This window comes from Rathayibacter sp. AY1D5 (assembly GCF_002932515.1).
Lineage (GTDB): Bacteria > Actinomycetota > Actinomycetes > Actinomycetales > Microbacteriaceae > Rathayibacter.
On sequence record NZ_PSVU01000013.1, the window covers coordinates 1 to 23,649 of the forward strand.

Consider the following 23,649-nt stretch of genomic DNA (forward strand, 5'->3'; position numbering starts at 1 on the left):
CGTCCTGATCCTCGGCGCCTCCTTCGCCGGCCTCGCCGCTGCCAGTCGCCGCCGTCGGACCGCAGCTCCGTCGCCTGCGCACCCGCCGCGACCGCACGCTCGCGTCCCTCGCCGCCGAGACCGGCATCTCGGCGAGCACCCTCTCGCGCCTCGAGAGCGGCGGCCGCCGCGCGACGCTGGAGCTGCTCCTCCCGATCGCCCGCGCCCTCGGGGCGCCGCTCGACGAGCTCGTCGGCGCGGCGCCGGAGGATCCCCGCGTGCACGGGCGGCCGGTGCGCCGGAACGGCATGCTCATCCAGCCGCTCAGCCGCGACGCGGGCGCGCTCCAGGCGTTCAAGCACACGCTCCCGGCCGGGCCGGTGACGGAGCCGGCGGAGCAGCGCGCGCACGAGGGCTTCGAGTGGCTCTACGTGCTGAGCGGGCGACTCCGCCTGCGGCTCGGCGAGCACGATCTGGTGCTGCCGGCCGGCGAGGCCGCCGAGTTCGACACCCGGGTGCCGCACTGGTTCGGCCGCGCCGACGAGCAGCAGGTCGAGTTCCTCAGCCTCTTCGGCCGCCAGGGCGAGCGGATGCACGTGCGCGCGTCCACGCGCCGCTGAGCGCGGTCACGCCTCGCCGAGCACCTCGCGCGCGAAGCCCTCGGTGCGCGCCCGCAGAGTCGCGATCCGCTGCGCTCGCGCCGCCTCGAGGTCGAAGCCGATGTAGGCCACCGACGGGCGCCGCCGCACGTTCACCGAGCACTCGAAGCGGGAGCAGACGAGCGTGCCGAGCGAGTCCCCCGCCCGCCCGGCCGCTCCGGCCTTCCGCGCCCCGAAGAAGACGACGTCGTTCGGGAGCTGCACGTCGCGGCACCACGAGCACTGCGCCCGCGAGCGCGGCAGGGCGTCGGCCTGGGTGAGCAGGACCCCGACGAGGCGCTCCTCCAGCGGCACGACGACGTAGGCGCGGCGGCCCATCCTCCGGTCGCGCCAGCCGAGATGGTCGATGACCGACCAGTCCAGCGCGTCGAAGTCCTTCGGCAGCGCGAGGTCGGCGACCTCCTTGCGGGAGGCGTTGACGAAGGACTCGCGGATCTCGGTCTCGGTCAGTGGCTGCATGGCGCTTCCGAGCCTAGGCCGGGATCAGCCCAGGTGGGCGACGGCCTCTTTCGGAGCCTGAGCGAGGAACTCCTCCTTCTTCACCCGGATCATCGCGACGGCGACGACGGAGGCCACGACCAGCCCGATCGCGGCCGCGACGAAGACCGCGGAGTAGCCGTCGACGAAGGCGACCGGCGACTGCTGCTCACCCGCGACTCCCGCGTAGAGGGTCGTGAAGATCGACAGCCCGATCGAGCCGCCGATCTGCATGGCGGCGTTGGCGGTCGCTCCGGCGGCACCGGCGTCGTGGGCCGCGACTCCGGTGAGCGCGAGGTTCTGCAGCGGCACGAAGACCATCGCCATGCCGACGCCCAGGAGGATCAGCGCGGGCAGCACCTCGAGGAGGTAGCCGCCGTCGGGGGTGATGCGGCTCAGGTAGAGGAGCCCGGCCGCCGCGATCAGCGGGCCGACGATCATCAGCACGCGCGGGCCGGTGCGCGGCAGCAGCTTGGCGGCGACTCCGGCGACGATCATGATCGTCACCGTCATCGGCAGATTGGCCAGGCCCGCCTCGAGCGGCGGCAGGCCCAGGACCAGCTGCAGGTGCAGGGTCAGGTAGAGGGTGGAGCCGATCATCACGCTGCCGACGATCGCCTGGACCAGGAATGCTCCGCCGCGGACGCGGTCGGCGACGATGCGCAGCGGCAGCGACGGGTGGTCGGAGCGGGCCTGGATCCGCACGAAGAGGGCCAGCAGCAGCACGCCGACGAGGAGGAAGCCGAGGGTGTCGACGCGGAGCCAGCCCTGCTCGGCGAGGGTGAAGCCGTAGACGACGCTCGCGAGCCCGAGCGCGACGGTGATCGTCCCGGCGACGTCGAAGCGGTTGCGCCCCTCCGCGCGGCTCTCGGTGACGAGCAGCTGGCCGGCGATCGCGCCGACCACGACGACGGGGACGTTGACGAGGAGGCACCAGCGCCAGTCGGCGAACTCGGTGAGCAGCCCGCCCAGCACGAGGCCGACGGCGGCGCCCGCTCCGGCGACCGCTCCGAAGACGGCGAAGGCCGTGCCCCGCTCGCGGCCGGAGGGGAAGGAGACGGTGAGGAGGGCCAGAGCGGCCGGAGCGAGCAGCGCGGCGAAGGCGCCCTGCAGCCCGCGGGCGGCGATCAGCTCGGTGCCGGAGGTGGCGAGGCCGCCCCAGGCGGAGGCGGCGCCGAAGCCGATCATCCCGATCAGGTAGGTGCGCTTGCGGCCGGTGTAGTCGGCGATGCGGCCGCCCAGGAGCAGGAGCGCGCCGAACGCGAGGGCGTAGGCGGTGACGACCCACTGGCGCTCGACGTCGGTGAGGCCGAGGTCGGCCTGCGCGGCGGGGAGGGCGATCGTGACGATGGTGCCGTCGAGCACGACGACGAGCTGCGTGAGCGCGAGGATCACGAGCACCCACCAGCGGCGGGCGGAGGAGGGAGCGGACGGGGAGGGCATGGCGGCCTTTCACACGGAGCGGAGCGGGACCGGCGGGTCCGGATCCGAGCCGCGTCATCGGGGCCGAACCACCCCAACCAGTTGGTTGGGCGAAGAAGAGTGTATCGTTCGAGCGCCCGGAGGTGAACCATGGAGCCGACATCCGATGCGGCGCTGCCCGCACGCGAGCGGATCCTCCGCGCGGCCTCCGTCGAGTTCGCCGCCCACGGCTTCGCGGGCGCCCGGGTCGACCGTGTGGCCGCGGCGGCGGGTCTGAACAAGGAGCGGCTCTACGCCTACTACGGCGGCAAGCGCGGCCTGTTCGTCGCGACCGTCGTCGAGGCGCTCGGCGCTCTCGACGAGACGCTCCTCGCCGAGGCGGCGGACCTCCCCGACCTCGCGGGCCGCATGTTCGACCATGTGTGGGAGCACCCGGAGTTCCTGCGCCTGCTCACGTGGGCGCGCCTGGAGGGAGCCGGCGTCTGGGAGGAGGCCGGCGAGCATCTCGGCGGGGTCCCCGCCCCCGAGGCCCGGGTCCTCGAGTGGCAGCGCACCGGCGTCGTCGACGCGAGCTGGTCCGCCGACGACCTCTTCATCGCCCTCCTCGGCCTCTGCGAGATCTGGCACCTCACCCCCTTCGCCTCCCGGGGCGGGGAGGAGACGCGCGACCGCCGCCGCGCCTTCGTCGTGCACGTCGCGCAGCTGGTGGGCGCACCGCGCTGAGGCCGACCCCTCCCCCGGCAACGGAAGCGACGTCGGCATCTCCGATCCGGACGCGGTGGACGGGGCGGCTCATCCCTCCGAGCCGGAACCCGACGGATCGGACTGGAGTGGGAGGTCCCACGGATCCGGCTTCGGAACGACCCCTTCATCACCCGGAAGGACCGCGCCCGCCGCGCGCTGAGCCTCGTCCTCGAGGAGGAGTGATTCGAAATCGCCGGGCGCGCACGGCATCTCCGCCCCGATCATGTACATCTCCTCGACAGCGCCGGTGACGAAGCTCGCCCGCAGCACCGGTCCGCCCTGCCCGTAGACCGTCGGGCGCGGAGTCGAATCGGTCACTCTCACCGTCATCCCCAGCGACTCCCAGTAGTCCGCGACCTTCCGCGCATCCCCCTCGACATCGGTGCCCGCCGGGGCCCACCAGGCGTAGCTGTAGCTCGCACCGCTCACCCGGTCGCCGGGGCCGCACACATCGGGCCTGGCCGCGCCGCTCCGCGGCCACCACCCCTCCACATCGAGCCGCCCCGCGGAGTCCCGCACGAACTCCACCACCCGGTCCCGACCCTCCCGAGGACTCATCGTGCTCACCGGTCTCGCCTCCTTCTCCGTTGCACAAGCGGTCATCGACATCACGAGCAGAGCGGCGACGGTCAGCGCGACGCCCGTCCGCTGAGGAGAGCCTCTACCCGCCATGGGAGGCTCCCACGACCGCCTTCTGGAAGGCGGTCGGTCCGAGCGGCCGGTTCTCGGTCAGCAGGTCGAGTCGCCGGGAGACGGCCCACGCCGCGTTCTGCAGGGACTCGGTGTTCGTGTCGAGATACCCCGCGAGATCGCCGTCGTCGCTCTTCAGCGCAGCGTGATCCGTCACGATCCTCCCGGCGTCGCCTCCGGTCTCCACACCGAAGACGCGCGCGCCGAAGTCCTCGTCAGCGGGATCCGTGTGGTGGTTCCAGCTGAAGGCGCGGCCCATCCACGCGGCCTCGTCGCCGCTCTCGGTCTCGCCGAGGTACTTGTCCCGCGCCTGCCCCGCGAAGACGGATTCCGCGTGCAGGTCGCTCGCCGCGTCGACGCTGTCCGGGAGGCCGGCCGAGCCCAGCGTCACGACGACCCCGAGCTCGACGTCCGAGCGCGAGGCGGCGACGGCCATGACAGTGCTGCCGTAGGAGTGGGCGACGACGTTCGGCTTCGGCAGGTCGTCGCCCCGGACCGCGGAGAGCCCCTGGACAGCCGAGGCGAGTGCGGCGCCGCCGGCGACCGCCTGGTTCGAGGTGAGGACGTCCATGCCGTTCCCGCCGAGCCGCGCCATCGGCGGGGTCTCGTAGCCGATCCAGGAGACGACGGCGCTGCCGGGCGGGAGGAGTGACTGCAGATTCTGCGACGCCTTCGTCCATCGGGTCATGCTCTCCGTCGTCTGTCCCATCCCGGGGACGGCGTAGGTGACGTTCGTGGCGGTGTCGGGATCGCCGATCGAGACGGCGGCGAGCGGAGGCTCGTCGGCGGTCAGGGAGATGAGGAAGCGCGGGTCCTGACCGAGACCGCGCCGGAGCGATGCCCGCACGTCCCTCAGCGCCACCAGCTGCGACTCCACCGCCGCGAGTCGCTCCCCGTCGCCCGCCTTCCCGCGCAGGCCCGCCGCCTCGCTCCTCAGCGCCACGATCCGCGCCCTCAGCGCCCTCTCGTTCGCCCTCACCCGGGCGCGGTAGGGAACACCCTCCAGATTTCCGATCACTCCGGGCAGACCGGCGACCAGCGCCTCCTGCTGCGGCGAGAAGCGCGCGCCGTCCGTGGAGTCGAGGCTCCGCCACCAGTCGTTCACGAGGGTCGGAGCCAGTCGCCCGAGGCGCGCCGCGAGGTCGGGCGACGCCGCCAGGAGTGTCGCGAGATCGTCGGACGAGAGTGCCGCGAGGGAGTCGAGCAGGCTCCGGCCGCCCCGGGGCCGCGCCAGGGTGCCGACGGCGTCGAGGACCGGAACGGAGAGCGCCGCTCCCCCCGCGGCGGTGAAGGCCAGGGAGATCTGCTCGACCCAGGTCGCGTCGGCCGCACCGATCGACAGCAGCTCGCGGAAGCCCCGGAGCACCGAGAAGGACTCGACCGGCGCCCACGAGCAGCGGTTGCCGAAGGCTCCCCAGGCGGCCATCAGATCCTGGAGCCGGGAGCGCATCGCCTCGTCCGCCTGCCGGGTCTGCGAGACGAAGACGTCGAGGCGCTCGGGATCGGCGGAGGTCGTGCCTCCCGCGGCGGGGCCGCCCGGGGACGTGCGGGGCACCGACCGCGGGGAGAACAGCGCACGGATCGGCGGAGGCACGACCGGCCGATCGGACGGCGGCCGGTCGACGACCTCCTCGACTCCCGCCGCGAGGGCCGCGACCGGATCGAGGCGGCGCTGCCGCTCGCGCTCGTCCGCCCGCCGCTCCCAGGCCGCGTACTCCTCCCGGCGCCGACGCTCCTCCTCGGCCTTCCTCGCCACGAGCCGCACCGTGTCGGCGAGCTCGTGCAGCTCGGCGCTCAGCCGACCGCGGTTCTCCCTGTCGCAGAGGCGGACCCGGCGGAACAGCTCGGCGTACGCGCCGCGGAACTCGCCCAGTGCGTACTCGGCAGCGACGGACCTCAGCAGCTCCTGGGAGGCGAGCGCCTCCGCCGCCTCGTCCGAGGCACGGACCAGCTCCGCCGCTGCTGCATGGTCGAAAGAGAACAGGGTCATCGCCTCCTGAGTGAGAACATCTCAGGAAATGTAGAACGACCACGACGACGTCGGCACCGGGTGGCGCGAGACGGCGCGCGGTCAGCGCGCCCGCGCCGCGTCCGGCGGCACGCAGAAGTGGCGCGGACCCCGTCGGTCCGCGCCACTCGTTCAGATCACGCGGCTCACTCCGCCGCGGTCAGCCGCTCCAGGTATCCCGCGAACGCGCGCAGGTCCTCCTCGGGCCAGGCGCTCAGCGCCTCCTGCATCCGCTGCCGCTGACGGCCGCCGAGGTCGCGCATCCGCTCGCATCCGGCCGCGCTGAGCGAGAGGAACCGCGCTCGGCCGTCGGCGGGATCGGAGGTCATCTCGACCAGGCCCAGCTCGGCGAGCTGGCGGGCCTGGCGGCTGATCGCGCTGCGGTCGACCCCGAGCCGCTCCGCCGCGGCGCCGGAGTGGACCGGACCGCAGCGCTCGAGGATCCGCAGCAGCCGCAGTCCGAAGGGCGGCAGCGCCGGGTCGATCGACGCCGCCGCGTCCCGGACGGCGAGGCGCACCTGGACGGCGAGCACGGTGATCTGCTCCTCGACCTCGTGCAGCGCCTCGGCCGAGGGCGCGGCGGCGGGCATCAGGAGCGCTCGATCACGTCGACGGAGCCGGTGGGAGCAGCGTGCCGGGCGTGCCCGACCGGCTCCTCCTGCCGCTCCTCGTCGGCGTGGCGGCCGTGTCCGACGGGAGTGGCCTCGCGACCCTCTCGGGCGTGCGTCGCGTCGTCCGTCCGCCGGGCCTGGCCGACGGGGCGGAGCGCCGCCTGGCCGTCCGAGGCGGCGATGAGGGCGTCCTCCGCGGCCTGCAGCGGAGTGGTCGGCTCCGCCTTGAGCTGCACCGCGTTCTTCGAGCCGAGGCTCACGTTGGGCAGGAGGACGACGGCGATCAGCGTGACCACGGCGAGCGGGATGCTGTAGAGGAACACGTCGCCCACGCCGATCCCGTAGGCGCTCTCGACCACGACGCGCACGGCGTCGGGCAGGGTCGCCGGCTGCGGGATCGTGCCGCTGCCCAGCGCCTGCGCGGCGAGAGCCTGGTCGGCGGGAGCGAGACCCGCGATGCCGGTCTTGATGCGGTCGGCGATCACGGTGCCGAGCATCGAGCCCAGGACCGAGACTCCGACGGTGCCGCCGAGGCTGCGGAAGAACGTGACCGCGCTGGTCGCGACGCCGAGGTTCTTCACCTCGATCGAGTTCTGCACCACCAGGACGAGGTTCTGCATCAGCATGCCCAGGCCGGCGCCGAGGACGGCCATGTAGATCCCGACGAGGACCAGGTCCGTGTCGTAGCGGAGGGTGCTGAGGAGGGAGGTTCCGATCACGGCGAGCACGCCGCCGCTGATCATGATCGCCTTCCACTTGCCGGTGCGGGAGATGATCCCGCCGAAGATCGTCGAGGCGATCAGCAGGCCGGCCATCATCGGGATGGTGAGCAGGCCCGACTGGGTCGGCGTGGCTCCGCGGGCCAGCTGCATGTACTGCGCGAGGAAGACGGCGACGCCGAACATCGAGACGCCGACCGAGATGCTCGCCACGACGGCGAGGCTGAAGGTGCGGTTCTTGAACATCCCCATCGGGATGATCGGCTCGGCCACGGTGAGCTCGGTGATCACGGCGGCGATGAGCAGCACGACGGCGCCGCCGACCATGACCGCGGTCTCCCACGAGGCCCAGTCGAAGTTCTTGCCGGCGAGGGAGACCCAGATCAGCAGGAGCGAGACTCCGCCCGCGATGAGCACGGCGCCGAGGTAGTCGATCCGCACCTTGCGCTTCGGGTGCGCGGGGAGGCGGAGGGTCATCTGGAGGAGGACGATCGCGACGATCGCGACGGGCATCGCGATGAAGAAGTTCCAGCGCCAGCCGAACGCGTCGGTCACGACGCCGCCCAGGAGCGGGCCGCCGACGGTGCCGATCGCCATCACGCCGCCGAAGAGGCCGGCGTACTTGCCGCGCTCACGGGGGCTGATGATGTCGGCCATGATGATCTGGCTCAGCGCGGCGAGTCCGCCGGCGCCCAGGCCCTGGAACACGCGGAAGACGATCAGCATGTTCGTGTCCTGCGAGAAGCCGGCCAGGGCGGAGCCGATGACGAACAGCCCGAGGGCGAGCTGGATCAGCAGCTTGCGGTTGAACAGGTCGGCGAACTTGCCCCAGAGCGGGGTGGAGACCGTGGTCGCGAGCAGGGTCGCGGTGACGACCCAGGTGTAGGCGTTCTGGTCGCCCTTGAGGTCGGAGATGATCCGGGGCAGCGAGGTCGACACGACCGTGCCCGCGAGGATCGAGACGAACATGCCCAGCAGCAGGCCGCTGAGCGATTCGAGCACCTGGCGGTGCGACATGGCGCCGTCCGGCCCGGCGGGGGCGTGCGGCGCGGTGGTTCCGCGCGATGCGGCGCGGTGTTCGGGGTGTGACATGGGCTCCTCTTCAGCACGGCGGCGGACCTAGTTGACCGCGATCAACTATGGACCGCGAGCAACTATATAGCCGGGCGTCACGAATCTCCAGTGGCACTCTGCTGCCGTCCAGGCGCCGCTCCGGCCGCGCCTATCCTCGGAGCATGGACAACATCGATCGGAAGATCCTCGATCTGCTGCGCCAGAACTCCCGCGCGGGCTACGGCGACATCGGCGGCGTGGTCGGGCTCTCCGCCTCCGCGGTGAAGCGCCGCGTCGACCGCCTCGTGGCCGACGGCGTGATCCGCGGCTTCACGATCAAGGTCGACCCCGCGGTCGACGGCATGGCCACCGAGGCCTACGTCGAGCTCTTCTGCCGCGGCACCGTCGCTCCGGACGAGCTCCGCCGCATCCTCTCCGCGGTCCCCGAGGTCGTCGACGCGGGCACGGTCACCGGCTCCGCCGACGCGATCGTCCACATCCGCTCGCGCGACATCCCCAGCCTCGAGCTCGCCCTCGAGAAGGTCCGCATCGCGCCCAACGTCGACCACACGCGCTCCGCGATCGTCCTCTCCCGCCTCATCCAGCGCAGCGAGGCCTGACGGATCGCGCCACCTCCTCGACGCGCGTCGCGACCGCCTGGTACTCCATACCTGTATGGTTAATCCAGGAGGGCGAGCATGAGCGACAGGGAACAGGCCGGTACGGCGGCACGACGGAGACGGCGCATCTGGCTGATGCTCCCGGCACTGTTCGTCGGCGTCCTGGCCGGGCACCTCGTCGCGACCGCGGTGGGCGCCGAGGATCCGTGGGACGTCGTGGTCACCGCCGCCGTCGCGGCAGCGGTGGCGTCCGTCGTCCTCGCCCTCGTCGACCGGCGGCGCTGAGCCCTCCCTCCTGGATCGGAATCCGAGGGAGGGAACGACGATGGAACGACAGAGGACGAGCACGGCACTGGTCGCGGCGGCGGCCGCTCTGCTGGCGGTGCCGCTGTTCACAGCGCAGGCCGCGCACGCCGAGCCGGCGAGGCAGGAGACGAGCAGCCGGGTGCACCTCGAGGCACGGGGCGGATCGGCGTCGACGGTGACCTTCGACGTCACCGACGACACGCGGATCGTCGAGCTGGCGGGCGGCGGGGTCGGCTTCACGGACGGCGCCGAGACGTCCGACGCACTCCCGGAGAGGATCGACGTCGGACGCGGCCGCACCGTGTCGGGCCACTGGTCGATCGACGACTCCGACACGCTCACCTTCCACTTCGCCCCGGACTCGGCGTCCCGCTCGGCGGCGGGCGGCCTGCACCTGAACAGCGACTGGAGCTCGCCCGAGTGGGGCCACTGCGTCGCCGGGAGCGGCGTCAGCGGTGCCGCGACCGGCGGGGTGATCGGCGCGATCTCCGGTCCCGGCGCGATCGCCTCCGCGACCGGCGGGCTGCTCGCGGGGATCATCGGCGGAGCGATCACCTGCTGAGCGCCGCCTCCTGAACGACCCGGATCAGGCGGGCGCGTCCGCTGCGGTGTGGACGCGCTCGCCGCCGATCCAGGTGCCCAGCACCCGGGTGTCCCCGATCGCGCGGGGGTCGCCGGCGAAGGGGTCCCGGTCCAGCAGGGCGAAGTCCGCCGCGAGTCCCACGGCGATCGAGCCCGACTCGCCCTCCAGGCCGTTCACCCACGCCGAGCCGGCCGTGGAGGCGGAGAGGGCGGTGGCGAGGTCGAGGCGCTGCTCCGGGAGGAACACCTCCTCGCTCCCCGGCTCGCGCTCGGACGGCGCCGAGAGCCGGTTCACCGCGACGTGGATCGCGGCGAGCGGGTCGGGCGTCGACACCGGCCAGTCGCTCCCCGCGGCGAGCACCGCGCCCGAGCGGAGCAGGTCGCCGAAGGGGTACTGCCACGAGCCGCGCCGCTCACCGAGGAACGGCAGCGTCAGCTCCACCATCTGCGGCTCCAGCGAGGCCCACAGCATCTGCAGGTTGGCCGTGACGTCGAGCGCACGGAAGCGCGGCAGGTCGTCCGGATGCACGACCTGCAGGTGGGCGAGGTGGTGGCGGTTGCCGCGGCGCCCGTTCGCCTCGATCGCCCGCTCGACGGCGCCCAGGCACTCGCGCACGGCGCGATCGCCGATCGCGTGGAAGTGCACCTGGAACCCGGCCGCGTCCAGGAGCGGCACGGCCTCGTTCAGGAGGCGCGGGTCGACCATCGAGAGGCCGTCGCCGTGACCGTGGCCGCCGTGCCCGTCGAGGTAGGGCTCGAGCATCGCCGCCGTGAAGTTCTCGGCGACCCCGTCCTGCATGATCTTGACGGTCGTCGGCGCGAAGCGGTCGGCGGCGAGCGCCGCGCGCCGCTCGACGAGCTCCTGGATCTGCTCGACGCCGCGGCCCCGGTCCCACCACAGCGCACCGCGGACGCGCCCGGTCAGCTCGCCGCTCAGCGCCGCTAGGCGGTACACCGGACCGGGGTCGCCCACATCGCCGTAGGAGCCGATGATCGCGTCCTGCCACGCCGTCACTCCGAACGAGTGCAGGGTCTCCTGCCCGAGGAGCAGCGCGCGGTGGAGCTCGTCCGCGCTCGCGGGCGGGAGGTGGCGGCGGACCGCGTCCATCGCCCCCTCGTGCAGGGTGCCGGAGGGGGTGCCGTCGGCCAGGCGCTCGATGCGGCCGTCGGCGGGGTCCGGCGTCGTGCGGTCGATCCCCGCGAGGCGCAGTGCGGCGGAGTTGACCCAGGCACCGTGCCCGTCGGCGTTGGTGAGGAAGGCGGGCCGGTCAGGGACGACCGTGTCGAGCTCGCGGGCGGTCGGGGTGCCTCCGGGGAAGTCGGGCAGGTTCCAGCCGCCGCCGAGGATCCACTCCGCTCCGCTCTCCCGAGCCGCGTACTCGGCGACCGTCGCCAGGTGCTCGGCGGGCGACCCTCCCGCTCCGAGCCAGCAGCGCAGCAGCGCGGCACCGCCCCAGACCGGGTGCACGTGGGCGTCCTGGAAGCCGGGGACGAGCATCCGGCCCTCGAGGTCGACCACCTCGGTGCGCGGCCCGATCAGGTCGGAGGCGTCGGCGCCGACCGCGACGATCCGCCCTCCGACGACAGCGACGCCGTGCGCTCGGGAGCGCACGGCGTCGGCGGTGAAGACGGCGCCGCCGGTCAGGACGAGATCGGCGGCGCGCACGGGTTCAGAAGCCCGCGGGAGCGAAGGCCTGCGTCATCTGGGAGAAGAGCGACACCGTCCAGCCGATCGCGATGAGGAACGACACGACCACGACGCCGAGGAAGACCCAGAGCGGGAGGAGTCCGCCGCCGGTCACGCGCTTCACGACCACGCTTCGGCCGATCACGTAGACGTAGGGAGCGGCGAGGAAGGCCCACGCCCAGTGGAACGGACGCTGCAGGCCGGCTCGCTTCAGCTGGCGCCAGTCGAGGAAGGCGAAGACGACCTCCGCCGCGTAGATCAGGAAGCCGACGACCTGGAGCACGCCGAGGCCGACGAGGTAGGCGGTCGACATCCCCATCGAGGAGCTCGGCCCGTAGGTCGAGGCCATCGACGAGTCGACGATCGCGCTCGGCGGGAGGAGGAAGATCGACAGCGCCGAGAGCAGCGGCAGGAGAACCACCACCCAGATCCACGGGGTGGACGTGACGATGCTCGTGTCGCGCTGCTGCACGGGTGCTCCGGGAGCCGCGGCGTAGGCCGGGTACTGCGGCTGCTGCTGGCCGTAGGGCTGCTGCGGCTGCTGCGGCTGCTGCGGCTGCTGGCCGTACTGCTGGGGAGCCTGCTGGCCGTAGCCCTGCTGCGGCTGCTGCGGCTGCTGCTGGCCGGCGCCCTGCTGGCCGTAGCCCTGCCCGTAGCCCTGCTGCCCGTAGCCCTGCTGGCCGTAGCTCTGCTGCGGGTCGGCGGACGACGGCTGCTGCGGATACCGACCCGAGGCCGACTGTCCGTAGCTCGTCGCCGCTCCGCTCGACGTCTCCCCGTAGGCGGGACGCTCGGCGGGTGGCGCGGGCGGAGTCGGTGCGGTCGGCGGAACGGGAGTCGCGGCGGCCTGCGCCGACCCGCTCTCGGCCGGGGCGGTGGGAGTGGCCGCCGGCGCGTCGCGGAGCGACTCCGTCCAGCCGGTCCCGTCCCACCAGCGCTGACGGGACGAGCCCGCCGGGTCCGGGTACCACCCGGCGCGGGGTCCGGAGGCCTCGCCGCCCGTGCTCGCGCCCTGGTCCGTGCCGGTTCCGTTGTCGTCCGTCATGGCGTCCTCCACTCCCCTCCGGGCGTCTGCCCGCGATCTCGGACCACCGTAGCGCCGCGACACGATGCATGGCCTGAGGGCGGGCTGATCGCGCGCTGTCCGAGCGCTGTCCGCTCCGGCAGACGCCGGAGGCCGCCGACCGCCAGGATGGACGCATGCCCCACCTCCTCCGAGCCCGCGCCACCCTCTTCGACATGGACGGGACGCTCGTCGACTCGACGGCCGTCGTCGAGACCATCTGGGGCGCCTTCGCCGAGCGCTTCGGTCTCGACCACGACGCGGTGCTCGGCGCCGTTCACGGTGTCCGCGCCGCCGACAGCGTCCGCCGCTTCGCTCCGGCCGGCAGCGACGTCGACGCGATCGTCGCGGAGCTCGACGCGTACGAGCTCGAGCACACCGAGGGCACCGTCGAGATCCCCGGCGCGACGGCGTTCCTCGCCTCACTCCCCCGCGAGCGCGTCGCCCTGGTCACGTCCGCGAGCCCGGCACTGGCGGCCGCCCGTCTGGCCGCGGCGGGCGTCCCCTCCCCCGACACCGTCGTCACCGCGCACGACGTCGCGAACGGCAAGCCTGCTCCCGACGGCTACCTCGCCGCCGCGGCCCTGCTCGGCGTCTCCCCCGAGGACGCGCTGGTGTTCGAGGACGCCGAGGCCGGCATCCGGGCGGGTCTGGACGCCGGCATGCGCGTCATCGTCGTCGGGAGCCACGAGAGTGCGAGCACCCGGGGGCTGCCCCGGATCGCGCACTACTCCGACGCGCACGCCGCGCTCGAGGGCGACGAGCTCGTCGTCACCCTCGGCGGGCCTCAGTAGCGGATCGCGTCGATCACCTTCACCCGCACGGCGACGATCGCCGGCACCAGGCCCGCGAGCGCGCCGACGAGGGTCGCCGCCCCGAGCCCGAGCAGCGCCGCCTCGGCCGGGAAAGGCGGGATGTCGGCGATCCCGTTGTCCTGCACGAAGGCCACCGTCCACGGGTTGGTGACGAGGATGACCGCGATCGTCACGCCGACCACTCCGGCGACCACGGTCGCCACGACGCTCTCCATCATGATCGAGAAGAAGATGCGGCCGGAGGAGGCGCCGAAGCTGCGCCGGATGCCGATCTCGCGGATCCGCTGCCGGACGGTGACCAGGGCGATGTTGAGCAGTCCGAGCGCGCCGAGCGCCAGCACCAGGCCCGCCACGCCGCCGATCACCCAGGTCAGCACGCCGAAGGGGTCGGAGTCGTAGACCAGGTAGTCCTGCCGGTCGACCGACACCTCGAAGTCGGATCCCAGGGCGCCGGCCACGTCGCGCTCCACCGCCGCGGCGAGGGGCTCGGCCAGGTCGAGCGGCACCCACATCTCGTAGTTCGGCACGCCCTGCCCGCCGTACTGCGGGTCGGCGTCGCGGGCGACCGCCGGGTAGGCGTCCGCGAGCATCATCATCGACGGGTCCGTCTCGAACTGCGAGGAGGGAGTCACGCCGACCACCACGCCCGTGACGTCGCGCTCGGAGCCGAGCAGGGTGACCACCGGGTGGGTGCGCAGATCCGGGCTCCCGATCCGCTCCCAGAAGCGCTCGTTGACGACGAGGGCGGGAGCGAGGCGCTGGGAGTCGCGGGCGGTGAACCAGGAGCCGTCCACGATCTTCAGCCGGTGCATCTCGGCGAAGGGCTGGTCGACCGCCTGCACCGCGACGTCGACGGCGCCGTCGGCGAACTGGACGCGCGCGCTGCCGTAGGTCGAGCGGCTCGCGTAGGTGATGGAGTAGCGCTCCAGCGCACCGGTCCACGCGGCCTGGAGTGCGTCGGCATCCACCTCGGCGGTGCCGGTACCGGAGGGGTAGGCGGAGAGGAAGAGGCTCGCCGGGCGCCCGCTGGAGCGCTCGGCCTGCTCGATGCTGGCCTGGCGGGCGATGCCGCCGGCGGCGACGACCGCGGTCAGGGCGGCGACGGCCACCGCGACTCCGACCAGCGAGAGCAGCACGCGGCCGCGGTGGATCCGCAGCTCGGTCCACGCCTCGACGATCGCGCCGGCGATCCCGACGAGCGCGCGCATCAGAGGACCCCCGCCTCGGCGACGGGGCCCGCATCCGCGGTCGAGCCCAGGCGGCCGTGGTCGAGCCGGTAGTGGCGCTCGGCCCGCGCCGCGATGGCCGGGTCGTGGGTGATGGTGACCAGCGCCGAGCCGGACTCGCGGGCGATCTCGTCGAGCAGGCCCATCACGCTCTCGCCGGTGTCGGTGTCGAGGGCGCCCGTCGGCTCGTCGGCGAGGATCAGCCGCGGTCGGCGCACCAGGGCGCGGGCGATCGCGATCCGCTGCTGCTCGCCGCCCGACATGCGCCCGGGCATCGAGTCCACGCGGTGCCCGAGGCCGACCCGCTCCAGCATCTCGGCCGCGAGGTCGCGGCGGCGCCAGAACTCCGATCCGGTCGCGTAGAGCAGCGGCGTCATCACGTTCTCGCGGGCGGTCCGCCCCTCCAGCAGGTTGAACTGCTGGAAGATGAAGCCGATGGTGCCGCCGCGGATGCGCGCGCGGGCCCGCGAGGACAGGGTCTCGGTGGGAGCACCCTCGAGCAGCATCCGCCCCTCGGTCGGCTCGTCGATGAGTCCGAGGATGTTGAGCAGCGTCGACTTGCCGGAGCCGCTGCGCCCCACGACCGAGACGTGGTCGCCCTCGCCCACCTCGAGATCGACGCCGTCGAGGATCGTCAGCGGCGGTGCATCGGGCAGCGGGACGACCTTGCGGATCCCCTCGAGCCGGAGGATCGTCACGAGCAGAAGACCGAGCCGTCGGGCTGCGCGATGCAGTCGCCGCCCAGCTGGACGTCGGGAGCAGCCTCCTCCGCGCCCGGCACGAACTGCAGGAGCTCGGCGCCCTCCTCCACTCCGCCGGTGATCTCGACGGAGCTGCCGTCGGTGAGTCCCAGCGTCACCGGGACCTCCTCGGTGCTGCCGTCGTCCGCCCGGCGGAACACGACGCCGGACTGGGCGGTGCCCTCGACCGCGGTGGTCGGCACGACGAGGACGTCCTCCGCCTTGCCTCCCGCGAGCGTCACCGAGGCGGCGAGCCCGGGGAACACGGTGACCTCCGTCGGCACCTGGCAGGTGAAGCTCGTGCCGGAGCCGCCGGTGGAGGTTCCACCGCCGCCGCCGTCCGTCGCTCCGCCGGTCGTGCCGCCCTCGCCGGCTCCGGCGAGAGGGGTGCTGATGGTGAGGTCGGTGCAGGTGAAGCCGGCGGGCCCGCCCGTGATCGCGACCTGCGCCTCCGTCGGCCGGTTCTGGATGCGGTAGAGCTGCTGCGCGTCGATCGTGCCGGTGACGGCGTAGCTCGGCGGCGCGACCTGTCCGGTCACCTCGCCGACCGTGACGGCCTGGTCGTGGATGACGCCGAGCGCGCTGAGGGTGCCGCCGGTCGCGGCGTAGACCCGCTCGAAGCGCACGGAGGGCTCCTGCTGGGTGAGGGTGACGGCGCCGTCCGGGCCGGTCGTCTCGACCGGGTCGCGCGGAGTCTCGACGCGGATGTCGTAGATGAGATCGCCCGACGCGACGGCCGCGCCCTGCTGCACGTAGACGTCGTCGACCGTTCCAGCCGCCGTCGCCTTCAGCGGCACGGCGGGGTCGGCGGCGACGGTGCCCTGGAGGGTGAGGTCGTTGGTGACCGTGCCGCGGGCGACCGTGACGGTCGGCTCGGTGATCTCACCGGTCGGCTGCGTCGGATCGGCCTCGGCCGCGCCGTCCGGGAAGAACGCGATCTTCACCAGGGCGATGCTCGCCGCTCCGATGATGACCATCCACACGATCGGGAACACCCAACGCCGAACCGCACCCATCAAGTCCCCCGACTCCGCTTCCAGAGCGCTCCGCCGTGGGGCGCCGGAGGCAGCCTATCCGGCGACGAGGTGGCGTCCCGGACCGTGGCGCGCCCGTCAGCCGACGAGCGCCGCGACGATCGAGGCGACGCGGCGCGCCCTCGTCTCGGCGGCCTTCGCGCCCTCGACCGACGTGACGTGGGCCTTCCGCGCGCTGGGCGAGAGCGCGGCGAAGCGCTCCGCAGCGCCCGCCGAGGCCAGCGCGGACGCCAGGTCCTCCGGCACGACGACCTCGCGCGGCACGGTGTCGAGCTCGATCACGACGTCGATCGCGTCACCGCCGGCGAGCTGCGTCTCGCGGCGCTTCTCGGCCGAGAACGGGATGAGCGCGCGTCCGCCCATCGCTCCGACCGTGCTGGTGAAGCGGTAGCCGTTCACCGTCACCGCGACGGCGGGACGCTTGCCGCCGCCGAGTGCCTCGAGGACCTCGGGCGGCACCTCGATGCCGGTGTTGTTGCCGATCTGGAAGAGCGTCGTGGTGAACTGCACGAGGCGATGATGGCACCGATTCCCGCGTGTCGCGCGGCCGATCGCTGTACTGACGCGGAGGGCCGTCGACTCGATCCTCGTCGACCTCCCGTTCACGGATCCGGAGCGCTCGAGGGCGTTCTCCACGGCGCTCGGCCGGACCCTGGATCCCCTTTTCAGCCCTGAATCCTCTGTTCAGCGACGACGCCGCCTGCTCCGTCGCCTCCGAGCACGTGTCCGCGATGCTCCTCCCGCACCCCTCCTTCTCGACCTCCAGGTCGAAGGAGATCATCGACGCGCGCTCCCGGGTGCAGGCCCTCTTCGCGGTGAGCGTCGGCAGCCGGAGGAGGTCGGCGAGGTGCTCGGGAACGGGCCGGCCTCCGGCGGCGCCGAGCCGGTCGCGGTGCAGGACCTCGGCTCCATGCGGGCGCGGCCTCGAGGACCCTGACTGGCACGTCCGGGAGTCCCTGTACACGGATCCGGCCGCGGCCGGTCCGCCCCGGGAGTGAGGGGTCGGCGCGCTCAGCAGGAGCGGGTGTCGGGGTCTCCGAGCGAGGAGCGCACGGCGTCGACCGTCATCCTGCCCTCGGGGTCGAGCCGGGCGAGCATGCGCGACATGATGTCGGCCAGCTGCGGGATCTGCTCGGCGTCGAGCGGATCGATGACGTCGGCCAGCACGGTCGCGACGTGACCGGGCGCCGTGTCGACGATCTTCTGGAGGCCGGCGTCGGTGAGCACCGCGTTCGTGGCGCGGCCGTCGGAGGCGCAGGGGCGGCGCTCGAGGTAGCCGCGGGCGACGAGGCGGGTCACCACGTGCGAGAGCCGGGGCAGGGTCGCGTTGGTGCGGGCGGCGAGCGTGGTCATCCGGAGGGCGCGGTCGGGCGCCTCGGACAGCATCGCCAGCGTCAGGTACTCGAAGTGCGTGAGCCCCGCGTCGCGCTGCAGCTGCGTGTCGAGGGCGCCAGGCAGCAGTTCCACGACCGCGATGAAGCGCAGCCAGGCGTCGAGCTGATCGGGCGTCAGCCAGCGTGTCTCGGGCGCACTCATCCCCCCACCCTATCCACTACTTGCCGCGACAAGTAAGTCCCCCCGTCGCCCCTCGTCGAGCCGCGTCCCGAGGCTCCGTCGGGACGCCGACCCGCGCCCGCCTGATCCATACCATCCCCGCAAGCACCGCCCCCGAGGCGAACCAGCGATCCGCGTACCAGCGGATCGCTGTAGCCGAACGCCCCCCGCTCCTCAGAACGCACCCCGTCGCCAAGCCGACCGCGCCACGCCCGATCCACACCATCCCCGCAAGCACCGCCCCCGAGGCGAACCAGCGATCCGCGTACCAGCGGATCGCTGTAGCCGAACGCCCCCCGCTCCTCAGAACGCACCCCGTCGCCAAGCCGACCGCGCCACGCCCGTCAGGGACGGGCGTGGAATCGACTACAGCACGTCGTCGCTCAGATCGATCGGGTTGCCGAAGCGGTGGTTCGTGATCGAGATCGCCTGCTCGCGGAGGAAGGGCAGCAGTTCGACGCGGCCGGCGGGGGTGACCGGGTCGGCGTAGACGGCGGTGTCGAGGGCGCCGCCGAGGGCTTCGGCGAGGGCGGTCGCGAGGGGGACGCGGGATCCGTCGGCGCGGGTGAGCGGGACCGGAGTGCCCGTGCTGCCGCGGGTCATGCCGGCGACGACGTCGGTGAAGGAGCCGGTCGAGTCGGACGATCGGCGGACGACGGCCTGCTGTCCGTGCGTCGGGCTGCCGGGGGCCTGCGGGCCCGCGTAGCCGTCGACGCGGTCGGAGACGATGTCGCCGATGATGCGGATGCGCGGGGCCGTGATGCGGCCGGCCGCGGCGCGCTCGAGCCACTGGGCGTCGGTCTCGACGACGATGCGCGGGACGAGGCCCGCCATCTCGGCGAGCTCGTCGCCGCCGAGCATCTCCTGGACCCGCGGCGGGAGCGGGAGGGACGTGGAGATGTCCATCCGGGAGCGGGTCAGCAGGCCGGCGGCGATGACGCGGAGGAGCTCTCCGAGGTCGCCGCCGTCGGCCAGGCGCAGCGCGATCGGCACGCGGAGGTAGCGGAACAGGTTGCGCTCGACGCCGACCTTCGAGATGTCGGTGACGACTCCGAACTCGGTCGCCCAGGCGAGCTGGTCGGAGAGTGCGGAGCGGCGGAGCAGGTCGAACTGCTCGAACCGGAGCGAGGACTGGGCCGCCTCGATGAACTGGCGCGCGCGGTCGTCGAGGCCGCGCAGGTGCAGCGTCGAGGAGGAGCGCGCGGGTGAGGGCTTCCAGGAGCCGAGGCCGATGAGGTGGTTGGGTCCGCCCGCCTTCGCGCCGCCGCCGACGGACGAGCGCTTCCAGCCGCCGAAGGGCTGGCGCCGGACGATCGCTCCGGTGATGCCCCGGTTGACGTAGAGGTTGCCCGCCTCGACCGAGTCGATCCAGAGGGCGAGCTCGTCGGCGTGCAGGGAGTGGAGCCCGGCCGTGAGCCCGTACTCGGTGCCGTTCTGCATCCGGACGGCGTCCTCGAGGGTCGCCGCGTGCATGATCCCGAGCACCGGGCCGAAGAACTCGGTGAGGTGGACGTAGCTGTCCTCGGTGACGCCCTCGCGGATCCCCGGCGACCAGAGCGTGCCGCTCTCGTCGAGGCGCTGCGGCTCGACGAGCCACGACTCGCCTCCGCCCAGCGTGGTGAGCGCGTGCAGGAGCTTGCCGGTGGGCTCCTCGATGAGCGGCCCCATCACCGCCGACGGGTCATCGGGCCGGCCGACGCGGAGCGACGTGACGGCGTCGACCAGCTGGGCGCGGAAGCGCTTGGAGCGGGCGACCGAGCCGACCAGGATCACCAGGGAGGCGGCGGAGCACTTCTGGCCGGCGTGCCCGAAGGCGCTGCGGACGATGTCGGCGACGGCGAGGTCGTAGTCGGCGTGGGGAGTGACGATGATCGCGTTCTTGCCGCTGGTCTCGGCCTGCAGCGCGAGGCCGGGCCGCCAGGAGCGGAAGAGGCGGGCGGTCTCGTAGGAGCCGGTGAGCAGCACGCGGTCCACGAGGGGGTCGGTGATCAGCGCCCGTCCCAGCTCCTCCTCGTCGAGGTCGACCAGGGCGAGGAGCTCCTGCGGGACGCCCGCGTCCCAGAGCGCCTCGACGAGCACAGCCGCCGAGCGGCGGGCCTGGGGCGCCGGCTTCACCACGACTCCGGAGCCGGCGGCGAGCGCCGCGAGGATCGATCCGGCCGGGATGGCGACCGGGAAGTTCCACGGCGGAGCGACGACGGTGACCCGCGCGGGGACGAAGGTGGCCCCGGTGACGGCGTCGAGCTCGCGGGCGCGGGTGGCGTAGTAGTGGGCGAAGTCGATGGCCTCGGAGACCTCGGGGTCGGCCTCGGCGATCGTCTTGCCGGTCTCGGAGGCCATCACCTCGATCAGGCGGTCGCGGTTCGCGGCGAGGACGAGGCCGGCGCGGTCGAGCACGGCCGCTCGGTCGTAGCCCAGGCGCTCGCCCCAGCGCTCCGCGCGGCGGGACACCGTGCGCAGCACCTCCTGGAGCTCCGCCTCGGTGCTCACGCGCGCGGCGTCGGCCGTGCCCGCTCCGATGGTCGAGCCGGCGATGCGCTCGGTGATCAGGCGCGCCCAGCGGCGGTTGCCGGGGAGGGCGGGGTCGGTGTCGGGCTCGTTGTGGAAGCCCGCGGTCGCGGCGGCCGCACCGGAGCCGCGGCTGAGGCCGAGGACGGCCTGCGTCAGGCCCGCGGCGGCCGGGTCCTGCGCCCGCTCGCCGGCGCGGGCGTGCTCCTGCACGAGGCGGCGGCCGGAGCCGGAGGACCACTCCCGCAGGCGGTCCTGCGTGCGGTTCGGCGGCGGGACGGAGTCGTCGAGGGCCTCGAGCGAGGCGCGGAAGCGGCCGAGCTGCCGCTGCAGCACCTCCTCGTCGTCGAGGCGGAACGCGGCCGACAGGAAGTTCTCGGGGCTGCTGTTCTCCTCGAGCCGGCGGATGAGGTACGAGATGGCCACGTCGAACTCGTGCGGGTGCACGACGGGCGTGTAGAGGAGGAGTCGTCCCACGTCCTCGCGGACGGCGCGCGCCTGCCCGGTCGCCATCCCGAGCAGCATCTCGATCTCGACCGCGCCGGTCACCCCGCGCTCGGTCGCCGTGAGCCACGCCCAGGCGAGGTCGAAGAGGTTGTGCCCGGCGACGCCCACGCGCACCGCGTCGACGCGCTCCGGCCGCAGCGCCCGGTCGAGCAGGCGCTTGTAGTTCGTGTCGGCCTCCACCTTGCTGCCGACGGTCGCGAGCGGCCAGTCGTGCAGGGCCGCGTCGACCCGCTCCATCGCGAGGTTCGCGCCCTTCACGACGCGCACCTTGATCGGGGCTCCGCCGCGGGCCCGGCGCTCCTGCGCCCACTCGGTCAGCTCGTCGAGCACGCGGACGGAGTCGGGCAGGTAGGCCTGCAGGACGATGCCCGCCTCGAGGTCGAGCATGCCCGGCTGCTCGAGGAGGCGTCGGAACACGGCGACCGTCAGGTCGAGGTCGCGGTACTCCTCCATGTCGAGGTTGATGAAGGTGGGGTCGGCTCCGGACGCGGCGGCCTGGTAGAGCGGGGTGAGACGCTCCACGACGCGGTCGACCTCCTCCTCGAAGGCCCACATCGACAGCTGGCTGACGACGCTCGAGACCTTGACGCTGACGTAGTCGACGTCCGGCCGCTCGAGCAGGCGGAGGGTCCCCTCGAGGCGGCGGCGGGCCTCGCGCTCGCCGAGCACGGCCTCGCCGAGGAGGTTGAGGTTGAGCCGGTCGCCGCCCTCGCGCAGCGCGGCGACGGCCGCACCGAGACGCGCCTCCGAGGCGTCGACCACGAGGTGCCCGACGAGGCGGCGGAGGACCCGGCGGGCCGCGGGCACGACCACCCAGGGCAGCACGGGGCCGACGGCGCCGCCGGTGCTGATCGCGGCGCGCAGGTAGGAGGGGAGGAAGGCGGGCGTCTTCGCGGTGAGCGCCGCGAGGTTCTCGGCCGCGACCGAGAGGTCCTCGGGCCGGGCGACGCCGTCGACGAACCCGACGGTGAAGTCGAGTCCGTTCGGGTCCTGGAGCACGCCCGCGAGCCGCTGGGCGGCGGGCTCGACCGGGAACTCGCCGCTGCGCGCGATCCAGCGGCGGACCAGGGACTCGACGCGCTCGATCATCGGGCGGTCGTCGACCTCGGGCTCGGCGGCGGCGGGCGCGGCGAGCTCCGACTCCGACGCGGCGTCGGGCCCGCGCAGGACCTCGTCCTCAGCGTCGCGCACGACCTCGTCCTCTGCATCGGGCTCGCTCACGGCCTCGTCCTGAGCGTCGCGCACGACCTCGTCCTCGTCCTGAACACCGGGCTCGCGCAGGTCCTCGTCCTCAGCGTCGGACTCCTGCTCGTCCTGAGGCTCAGCCACGTCCTCAGCGTCGGACTCCTGGTCGTCCTGAGGCTCGGCCACGTTCTCGGACGCGGACTCCGGCGCCGGCACGACCTCGGCCCCGCTCACGGAGTCGCGCGCCTCACCGGCCTCGACCTCGTCGTCCGACCCCGTGCCGCCCTCCGGCGTCCGACCACCGATCGTCGCGTCGACCCCGCTCCGCACGGCCGCCTCGTCGGGCTCGCGCTCCGGGTCGCTGCCGGGCACACCTGGGGTCGTCGACTGCTGCATCCTCCGAGGCTAAGCCCGACCCGCCGCCCGGACGCGGCGTGACGCGGTGGTCGCGCCGACTCGCCCGCGAGCCGCCCCTGTGGAGGAGCGGATCAGTGCCGGCGGTGGTCCTGGATGGTCATCCGCGGGCCGTGCCGCGGCTTCCTCGCTCCGCTGCAGCCGATCAGCCGGATGACCCGCTGCCGGTGCCCGCGCCACGGCTCGAGGAGCTCGAGCATGCCGTCGTCGTCGACCCCGAGCCGGCCCGTGAGCGCGAAGCCGACGGCCGCGGCCAGGTGGTAGTCGCCCACGCTGACCGCGTCCGGATCTCCGTGGGCGCGCATCATCACCTCGGACGCCGTCCACGGCCCGATCCCCGGCACCGACTGCAGCCGGCGGGCGACCTCGTCGCCGCCCCGCCCGAGCGCGAGGGTCCGCTCGAGGCCGGAGGCGACAAGCGCGGCGGTGAGGACGGTCCGCGAGCGCCGCGGATCCACTCCCGCGCGGTGCCAGTCCCACGAGGGCACGCGCCGCCACTGCTGCGCGCTCGGAGCCACGTGCAGAGCGACCGGCCCCGGGGCGGGCTCCCCGTGGAGGCGCACCAGCACCCGGTAGGCGCGCCACGCCTCCGTGCTCGTGACCTTCTGCTCGAGGACCGACGGCGCGAGCATCTCGAACACCAGGTTCGCGCGCGTGAGGCGCAGGCCCGACGAGCGGCGGAGCACCTCGGCGAGCGGCGCGTGGGCCGACAGGTCGAGCCCGCTCCAGTCGTCGCCGTGGCCGAGGAGTTCGGGGACCGCGTCGATCAGCCACTCCGCTCCCCCGCCCCAGGCGCGCGCGTGGACCGCGCCGTCGGCCGCCTGCCGCAGATGCAGGGTGCCCGGGCCGAGCGGCGTGCGGAACGCCCGCCAGAAGCCGGACGCGTCGAGGAGCATGGTCGGGTCGCCCGAGCCCCGCAGCAGCGTGCGGAGGGTGAGCGCGAGGCTCACCGGCTCCGCCGGCGCGTAGACCGTCGCCCAGGCGGGCTCCGGAGCAGGGGCGGGGATCGACACGCAGTGATGGTAACCGGCGGCTCCGACACCGGA

General features: G+C 73.5%; 21 protein-coding genes and 1 pseudogene. 7 read left to right on the plus strand and 15 right to left on the minus strand.

Translation table 11 applies throughout. The features are described from left to right. Window positions 1–38: 38 nt before the first annotated feature. Window positions 39–227 (plus strand): annotated as a pseudogene (locus C5C82_RS18160) (helix-turn-helix domain-containing protein); the annotation flags it as partial. Between the two features lie 30 nt (window positions 228–257). Further along, window positions 258–599: a cupin domain-containing protein gene (locus C5C82_RS18165; protein ID WP_308471852.1), complete on the plus strand. Its 342-nt coding sequence runs from the start codon at window positions 258–260 to the stop codon at window positions 597–599. 6 nt (window positions 600–605) lie between these two features. Here the strand turns inward: C5C82_RS18165 and C5C82_RS05695 are convergent, their stop codons facing one another. Together C5C82_RS05695 and C5C82_RS05700 are read right to left on the minus strand one after the other, a co-directional pair. Continuing rightward, a complete protein-coding gene (locus C5C82_RS05695) occupies window positions 606–1,097 on the minus strand; it encodes an FBP domain-containing protein (protein ID WP_104222848.1) in 492 nt (163 codons plus the stop codon). 24 nt (window positions 1,098–1,121) lie between these two features. Next, a complete protein-coding gene (locus C5C82_RS05700; RefSeq protein ID WP_104246903.1) occupies window positions 1,122–2,558 on the minus strand; it encodes an MFS transporter in 1,437 nt (478 codons plus the stop codon). A gap of 129 nt (window positions 2,559–2,687) precedes the next feature. Here C5C82_RS05700 and C5C82_RS05705 point away from each other — a divergent pair, with 129 nt between their 5' ends. Then, on the plus strand, window positions 2,688–3,260 hold the full coding sequence (locus C5C82_RS05705; protein WP_104354753.1) for a TetR family transcriptional regulator: 573 nt from the start codon (window positions 2,688–2,690) through the stop codon (window positions 3,258–3,260). Between the two features lie 69 nt (window positions 3,261–3,329). Here the strand turns inward: C5C82_RS05705 and C5C82_RS05710 are convergent, their stop codons facing one another. The 4 genes from C5C82_RS05710 to C5C82_RS05725 form a co-directional block, all read right to left on the minus strand. After that, window positions 3,330–3,812, minus strand: coding sequence for a hypothetical protein (locus C5C82_RS05710; protein ID WP_146083480.1), 483 nt, complete (start codon window positions 3,810–3,812; stop codon window positions 3,330–3,332). Between the two features lie 130 nt (window positions 3,813–3,942). After that, on the minus strand, window positions 3,943–5,961 hold the full coding sequence (locus C5C82_RS05715) for an alpha/beta hydrolase (protein WP_104354754.1): 2,019 nt from the start codon (window positions 5,959–5,961) through the stop codon (window positions 3,943–3,945). A gap of 164 nt (window positions 5,962–6,125) precedes the next feature. Next, the gene (locus C5C82_RS05720; protein ID WP_104222853.1) at window positions 6,126–6,569 is read right to left on the minus strand and encodes a MarR family winged helix-turn-helix transcriptional regulator; all 444 of its coding nucleotides are present in this window, start codon (window positions 6,567–6,569) and stop codon (window positions 6,126–6,128) included. Continuing rightward, entirely contained in the window at window positions 6,569–8,326 is a 1,758-nt protein-coding gene (locus tag C5C82_RS05725) for an MDR family MFS transporter (protein WP_104273714.1), read from the minus strand. The genes C5C82_RS05720 and C5C82_RS05725 overlap by 1 nt, the downstream gene beginning before the upstream one ends. Before the next feature lie 218 nt (window positions 8,327–8,544). Between C5C82_RS05725 and C5C82_RS05730 the strand changes: the two genes are divergently transcribed. From C5C82_RS05730 to C5C82_RS05735, 3 genes are all read left to right on the plus strand, one after another. Next, a complete protein-coding gene (locus C5C82_RS05730; protein ID WP_104222855.1) occupies window positions 8,545–8,982 on the plus strand; it encodes an Lrp/AsnC family transcriptional regulator in 438 nt (145 codons plus the stop codon). A gap of 78 nt (window positions 8,983–9,060) precedes the next feature. Further along, window positions 9,061–9,267 (plus strand): hypothetical protein, encoded by a 207-nt coding sequence (locus tag C5C82_RS17245; RefSeq protein ID WP_146076614.1) that lies wholly within the window; start codon window positions 9,061–9,063, stop codon window positions 9,265–9,267. A 40-nt stretch (window positions 9,268–9,307) separates the two neighbouring features. Further along, window positions 9,308–9,850 (plus strand): hypothetical protein, encoded by a 543-nt coding sequence (locus tag C5C82_RS05735; protein ID WP_104233106.1) that lies wholly within the window; start codon window positions 9,308–9,310, stop codon window positions 9,848–9,850. Window positions 9,851–9,874: 24 nt separating this feature from the next. Here C5C82_RS05735 and C5C82_RS05740 read toward each other — a convergent pair whose 3' ends face one another. Together C5C82_RS05740 and C5C82_RS05745 are read right to left on the minus strand one after the other, a co-directional pair. Continuing rightward, window positions 9,875–11,536, minus strand: a complete 1,662-nt coding sequence (locus C5C82_RS05740; protein WP_104354755.1) for an amidohydrolase — start codon at window positions 11,534–11,536, stop codon at window positions 9,875–9,877. 4 nt (window positions 11,537–11,540) lie between these two features. Then, window positions 11,541–12,602 (minus strand): DUF2510 domain-containing protein, encoded by a 1,062-nt coding sequence (locus C5C82_RS05745; RefSeq protein ID WP_146085956.1) that lies wholly within the window; start codon window positions 12,600–12,602, stop codon window positions 11,541–11,543. 155 nt (window positions 12,603–12,757) lie between these two features. Here C5C82_RS05745 and C5C82_RS05750 point away from each other — a divergent pair, with 155 nt between their 5' ends. Continuing rightward, window positions 12,758–13,414: an HAD-IA family hydrolase gene (locus C5C82_RS05750; RefSeq protein WP_104354757.1), complete on the plus strand. Its 657-nt coding sequence runs from the start codon at window positions 12,758–12,760 to the stop codon at window positions 13,412–13,414. Here C5C82_RS05750 and C5C82_RS05755 read toward each other — a convergent pair. From C5C82_RS05755 to C5C82_RS05795, 7 genes are all read right to left on the minus strand, one after another. After that, complete coding sequence (locus tag C5C82_RS05755; RefSeq protein ID WP_104295263.1) at window positions 13,408–14,643, minus strand: ABC transporter permease; 1,236 nt, start codon at window positions 14,641–14,643, stop codon at window positions 13,408–13,410. The genes C5C82_RS05750 and C5C82_RS05755 overlap by 7 nt on opposite strands. Continuing rightward, window positions 14,643–15,359, minus strand: a complete 717-nt coding sequence (locus tag C5C82_RS05760; RefSeq protein WP_104354758.1) for an ABC transporter ATP-binding protein — start codon at window positions 15,357–15,359, stop codon at window positions 14,643–14,645. The genes C5C82_RS05755 and C5C82_RS05760 overlap by 1 nt, the downstream gene beginning before the upstream one ends. Then, on the minus strand, window positions 15,356–16,396 hold the full coding sequence (locus C5C82_RS05765; protein ID WP_104267166.1) for an efflux RND transporter periplasmic adaptor subunit: 1,041 nt from the start codon (window positions 16,394–16,396) through the stop codon (window positions 15,356–15,358). Before C5C82_RS05765 ends, C5C82_RS05760 begins: the two co-directional genes overlap by 4 nt. A gap of 117 nt (window positions 16,397–16,513) precedes the next feature. Next, complete coding sequence (locus tag C5C82_RS05770) at window positions 16,514–16,945, minus strand: YdeI/OmpD-associated family protein (protein ID WP_104295303.1); 432 nt, start codon at window positions 16,943–16,945, stop codon at window positions 16,514–16,516. Window positions 16,946–17,446: 501 nt separating this feature from the next. Then, window positions 17,447–17,971, minus strand: coding sequence for a MarR family winged helix-turn-helix transcriptional regulator (locus tag C5C82_RS05780; protein ID WP_104233099.1), 525 nt, complete (start codon window positions 17,969–17,971; stop codon window positions 17,447–17,449). 384 nt (window positions 17,972–18,355) lie between these two features. After that, window positions 18,356–22,093 carry a proline dehydrogenase family protein gene (locus tag C5C82_RS05785; protein WP_104354779.1) on the minus strand — a complete coding sequence of 1,246 codons (3,738 nt, stop codon included), beginning with the start codon at window positions 22,091–22,093 and terminating at the stop codon, window positions 18,356–18,358. A 584-nt stretch (window positions 22,094–22,677) separates the two neighbouring features. Next, on the minus strand, window positions 22,678–23,616 hold the full coding sequence (locus C5C82_RS05795; RefSeq protein ID WP_258065974.1) for a DNA-3-methyladenine glycosylase: 939 nt from the start codon (window positions 23,614–23,616) through the stop codon (window positions 22,678–22,680). Window positions 23,617–23,649: the final 33 nt, after the last annotated feature.

What these genes read in the sequence shown, in the direction of transcription:
- C5C82_RS05695 (WP_104222848.1), bottom strand. Translation starts at nt 1,097, where the DNA reads ATGCAGCCACTGACCGAGACCGAGATCCGCGAGTCCTTCGTCAACGCC.
- C5C82_RS05700 (WP_104246903.1), bottom strand. Translation starts at nt 2,558, where the DNA reads ATGCCCTCCCCGTCCGCTCCCTCCTCCGCCCGCCGCTGGTGGGTGCTC.
- C5C82_RS05705 (WP_104354753.1), top strand. Translation starts at nt 2,688, where the DNA reads ATGGAGCCGACATCCGATGCGGCGCTGCCCGCACGCGAGCGGATCCTC.
- C5C82_RS05715 (WP_104354754.1), bottom strand. Translation starts at nt 5,961, where the DNA reads ATGACCCTGTTCTCTTTCGACCATGCAGCAGCGGCGGAGCTGGTCCGT.
- C5C82_RS05720 (WP_104222853.1), bottom strand. Translation starts at nt 6,569, where the DNA reads ATGCCCGCCGCCGCGCCCTCGGCCGAGGCGCTGCACGAGGTCGAGGAG.
- C5C82_RS05725 (WP_104273714.1), bottom strand. Translation starts at nt 8,326, where the DNA reads ATGTCGCACCGCCAGGTGCTCGAATCGCTCAGCGGCCTGCTGCTGGGC.
- C5C82_RS05730 (WP_104222855.1), top strand. Translation starts at nt 8,545, where the DNA reads ATGGACAACATCGATCGGAAGATCCTCGATCTGCTGCGCCAGAACTCC.
- C5C82_RS17245 (WP_146076614.1), top strand. Translation starts at nt 9,061, where the DNA reads ATGAGCGACAGGGAACAGGCCGGTACGGCGGCACGACGGAGACGGCGC.
- C5C82_RS05735 (WP_104233106.1), top strand. Translation starts at nt 9,308, where the DNA reads ATGGAACGACAGAGGACGAGCACGGCACTGGTCGCGGCGGCGGCCGCT.
- C5C82_RS05745 (WP_146085956.1), bottom strand. Translation starts at nt 12,602, where the DNA reads ATGACGGACGACAACGGAACCGGCACGGACCAGGGCGCGAGCACGGGC.
- C5C82_RS05750 (WP_104354757.1), top strand. Translation starts at nt 12,758, where the DNA reads ATGCCCCACCTCCTCCGAGCCCGCGCCACCCTCTTCGACATGGACGGG.
- C5C82_RS05755 (WP_104295263.1), bottom strand. Translation starts at nt 14,643, where the DNA reads ATGCGCGCGCTCGTCGGGATCGCCGGCGCGATCGTCGAGGCGTGGACC.
- C5C82_RS05780 (WP_104233099.1), bottom strand. Translation starts at nt 17,971, where the DNA reads ATGAGTGCGCCCGAGACACGCTGGCTGACGCCCGATCAGCTCGACGCC.
- C5C82_RS05785 (WP_104354779.1), bottom strand. Translation starts at nt 22,093, where the DNA reads ATGATCGAGCGCGTCGAGTCCCTGGTCCGCCGCTGGATCGCGCGCAGC.